At 71.6% G+C, this 3,556-nt stretch carries 3 protein-coding genes; all 3 read right to left on the reverse strand.

Going from position 1 to position 3,556, the window contains the following annotated elements:
• Positions 1 to 1,827, reverse strand: a 1,827-nt coding sequence (locus ACWEBX_RS38135) for a M1 family aminopeptidase (RefSeq protein WP_451889314.1), incomplete at its 3' end; no start/stop codon positions are given.
• Between the two features lie 237 nt (positions 1,828 to 2,064).
• The gene (locus ACWEBX_RS38140; protein ID WP_451889315.1) at positions 2,065 to 2,727 is read right to left on the reverse strand and encodes a spherulation-specific family 4 protein; all 663 of its coding nucleotides are present in this window, start codon (positions 2,725 to 2,727) and stop codon (positions 2,065 to 2,067) included.
• Positions 2,724 to 3,556 (reverse strand): NAD-dependent epimerase/dehydratase family protein (locus ACWEBX_RS38145; protein WP_451889316.1); only part of this gene is annotated, 833 nt, incomplete at its 5' end. The genes ACWEBX_RS38145 and ACWEBX_RS38140, both read right to left, overlap by 4 nt.

The raw sequence follows: 3,556 nt of genomic DNA on the forward strand, positions 1-3,556 counted from the left end.
GACGACGTCTACCAGCCCGACGGATCCGAGGTACAGGACGACGCGGGGCTGCTCGACGCCGAGCCAGTGCGAAGTGGCGTAGCTCTTCAGCAGGTTGGCCATGCCGGTGTCGCCGAGCACGCGCCGCAGGTCGTGCAGGGCGCACTTGCCGTAGCCGTAGACGACGGTGGAGTAGCGGGACGAGTGAGCGTCCCAGTAGGCCATCGAGTTGGTGATGTTCTCCGCGCTCGACGCCCAGGAGACGCTGCTCCAGCAGCTCGTTCCGGTCTTGCCCTGCGCCAGGTCGGTGGCGTAGTCGGTGAACGCCTCGTCGAGCCACGGGTTGTTGTACTCGTCGTCACCGACGATCCCGTAGAACCACTGGTGACCGATCTCGTGGGTGAGCGCCGTGGTGCTGACCAGGTCGAGGACGAATCCGGGGTACTCCATGCCGCCGAACCAGTAGTTGTTGTCGATGACCGCGTCCAGCTCGCCGTACGGGTACGCGCCGAAGCGCGCGGCGTGGGCGTCCACCGCGGACTTGGCGGTGGTGAGCATCGACTGCGCGTCGGAGGAGCTGATGCCCGAGACGGAGTAGATGTTGATCGCGGTGCCGGCGGTGGAGGTGCCGGAGATCTTGCTGAACGGGCCGGCGGCCCAGGCGAAGTCACGGACCTTGGAGGCCGTGGCCGTGGTGACCGTACGGCCGCTCGAACCGGCGGTGTCGACCGAGGTGCCGGTGGCCGGGACGAGGAGGCTCGTCGGGTGGTCGAGGGTCACCTTGAAGTCGGCGGCCAGGGAGTAGAAGGACTCGCCGTTGTTGGTGTACGGGTCCAGGTGCCAGCCGGAGCCGTCCTTGACAGCGAGCACGGGCAGCGCGTTGCCGATGTTGACGAAGGCCCCGTCGTAGCCGAAGCGGTCGGCGCCGCTGGGCACGGTGATGGCCAGGTCGAAGCCGATCGTCGCGCTCTGGCCCTGTGCCAGCGGTGACGAGAGGCTGATCTGGAGAGCGGTGCAGGCCACCGAGAGCGAGCCGGCGGTGCCGCCGCTGACGTTGCTGACGACGATGGGCATCGCGGAGCAGGTGCCGTGGTAGTTGTCCCACAGCCTCAGGTACACCTCGCTCAGCGCGGTGGAGGAGGCGTTGGTGAACGTCACGCTCTCGTGACCGGTCCAGCCCTTGCCGGTCGAGTTGCTGGTCAGGCTGACCGTGTACCCGGGGGTGGCGGGCGTACGGGTGGAGTCGGCCGGCGGCGTCGTGTCACCGGAGGTGTTCAGGGCGATGTCGTCGAGGACGAAGCTCGACTGGAGGCTGGAGTCCTCCGTGCCGGTGAAGGCGAGGGTGACGGTCTGGCCGGCGAAAGCCGAGACGTCGAAGGTCTTCTGGGCGTATCCCGAGGCCTTGTTGAGGTTCGAGTACGTCGCCAGGGTCGTGCTGCCGATCTTCGCCGTCAGCTTGTCGTAGGCCGTCGACGAGGTCGTCTCGGTCGTGTCGATGTGCAGCCAGAACGTGAGGCTGGCGCTGCTGCACCCGGACGGGATCGTGACGCTCTGCGAGAGCGTGTCCGTGTGGGTGCTGCCCACGCCGTCCAGCCAGGCGAAGGTGGTGCCGCCGTGGGCGGTCTGGCCGGTGCGGCTGGTGATCACGGAGGTCGAGGACTGGGTCCAGGGCGAAGTACCGCTCTCGAAGCCGCCGTTGGTCACCACCTGGGCGGGCGTGCAGGCCGCCGCCGCGGCCGGTGCGGTGCTCGTCTCGGCGGTCGCGGGGGTGCCGGGGAGCGAGACGGCGGCCAGGGCGGCGACGACGATGACGCGCGCCGCCAGGGCCTTGAGGGGGGTCGGTCTCACACGAAACTCCTTTGAGGCGGCCGGGATTCCGGCAGCTCGGTGGCCGCCCGGGACGACTGGGGTGCGCCGCTGGGTGGCCGCGATCCGCGCACGGGTGCGCGCGGTCGCCTGGTGAGATTTCCGTGCCGTCACCCTGGGGTCAGGGCGACGGCACCGGAAAGCCTCGCAGATTTGACCTAGACATGCCATCAATCCTCGGCAAAGGAGAGCACGCGAGCCGCCGGGAACGGGTGCCGCTCAGGAACCCGGCCGGCTCAGGGCGGGTGTCAACCGCGACCAGGGATTGGGGAGTTCGCCGGTCACCGGTCCGGCCACCGCCGCACCGCGGTCACGCGCGGTGCGAACGGCCAGCGGGACGAGCGCCTCGGGGACGCCGTAGACCAGATGACAGAACTGCTCGGGCGGGTGCCGCATGGTCCACGCCGGTCTGCTGAACGCCGACACATAGGTGGACCAGTGGCCCTCGAACGTGACGAGCAGATCGGCGCAGCGGGCGTACCCCGGCGCCGGGTGGACACCCATGTTCAGCACGACCGGAGCCGCGCCGGCCCGGCGCAGCTCCTGCACCAGCCGCCGGCAGCCGGGCAGCGCCTCCGGAGTGGGCGCCACCCGGTCGAGGAAACAGCCCTGTGTTCCGTACCAGTCCCGGTGCCGCAGGACCTCGTCCGCGACGAGGCCCGGATCGCGGGCGCCGTAGTCGGTGTCGACATAGCCCAGCAGCCGGGCGCCGGCCGAGCTCAGCGCGTCCGCCGCCGCGGCGAAAGCGGGATCCGGGCCCCGGCCCGGCCCGTCGGCCGGGTTGATGACGACCCCGTACGTCCGGCCGGCCGACGCGATCAGGCGGTGCCAGGCGCCCGGGTCCTCGGCCGGATGGACGTACAGCGGAATCAGCAGACTCATGATGTGCGGTCGCCTTCGGCCCGCGGGAGGGAACCGGCTCCCGTCGTGGCCCTCCAGAGCGCGGCCAGCGAGTCGTCGAGCGTCAGCGCCGGCCGCCAGCCGAGCGTCTCCTCGGCGGCGGTGATGTCGGAGCACTGCCACGACACCTCGCCCGAACGCGCGGAGCCGCCGCCGTTCTCCTCGACGCGCCCCCGGAACCCGGCGACACGCGCCAGAACGCCGACCAGTTCGCGCACCGGGACGGCCTTGCCGCCCCCGATGTTGAGGACCCGCGGCAGTGGTCCGGGGGCCGTCGCGGCGGCGGCCGCAGCCCGTGCCACATCGCGTACGTCCACGAAGTCGCGGTACGCCGAGAGGTCCCCCAGCCGGACGACCGCGTCCGGGTCGGGACCGGCCTCGCGGAGCAGCCCCGCTATCCGGCCCGGCAGCCCCGTGGACGGTGCTCCCGGACCCACGGGGTTGCCGACCCGCAGTACCACCGCGTCGAGGCCGGAGGTGGTGACGGTGACCGTGCCCGCGAGCTTGGTGGCCCCGTACGGGGTGAGGGGACAGGTGGCCGAGGACTCGGTCACCGCGGTGTCCCGGACGCCGGGACCGTACTCGGCGGCCGAACCCAGATGGACCAGCCGGGCGGTCGGCGCGGCCTCGCGCAGAGCGGCGCACAGGACGGCGGGACCCCGTGAGTTGACCTCGGAGAGGGTCACGGCGTCGCCGCCGGTCGCGCCGGCGCAGTTGACGACGGCGTCGGGCGCGGCCGCGGCCAGGGCCGGGACCAGCAGCTCCCGGCGGGCGGTGGCCAGGTCGATGCCGAACTCGGCGGCGGGCGAGC

It is taken from the genome of Streptomyces sp. NPDC005070, assembly GCF_053600395.1.